This is a genomic window from Vibrio sp. 1402, from assembly GCF_033340275.1.
Window position 1 is genome coordinate 1 of the sequence record NZ_JAWOWE010000333.1, and the last position, 660, is coordinate 660.

Annotated in this window: 1 protein-coding gene; it reads left to right on the forward strand. The window is 47.3% G+C overall.

Annotated features, from left to right (window positions below; all coding sequences use genetic code 11):
• Positions 1–103 precede the first annotated feature (103 nt).
• A partial coding sequence (locus tag R7044_RS25905; protein ID WP_225456084.1) for a pyrimidine/purine nucleosidase domain-containing protein occupies positions 104–660 on the forward strand: 557 nt, incomplete at its 3' end.

Consider the following 660-nt stretch of genomic DNA (forward strand, 5'->3'; position numbering starts at 1 on the left):
ACCATAAAACCAAACCCTCCAGCCATCTGAGTAAAACGACACGTACAACTAAGTAAGATGCGTTGGAACTATCCCTCAAAATAATGCAACACAAGGAGGCGTTATGATTACCCATATAAGCCCCGCAGGTAGCATGGACTTGCTATCCCAACTGGAAGTTGAACGCTTAAAGAAAACCGCTTCGAGTGATCTTTACCAGCTTTATCGTAACTGTACGTTAGCGGTATTGAACTCTGGTAGCCACACAGATAACTCCAAAGAGCTTCTCGATAAACACCAATCGTTTGATGTGAATGTAGTGCGCCGCGAGCGTGGCATTAAGCTAGAGCTGACCGACCCACCAGAGCATGCGTTTGTCGATGGAGAGATCATTAAAGGCATTCAAGAACACTTATTCTCTGTACTGCGTGACATCGTTTACGTGAACATGCACTTGGCTGACAGTCAGCGCCTCAATCTCACTAACCCAACGCACATTACCAACCTTGTGTTTGGTATTTTGCGTAACGCAGGCGCGCTCACTCCCGGTATTGAACCAAATCTCGTCGTCTGTTGGGGCGGCCATTCAATCAATGGCGTTGAATACCAATACACGCGCGAAGTGGGTAACGAGCTTGGCTTACGTGAACTTAATATCTGTACGGGTTGTGGACCAGGTGC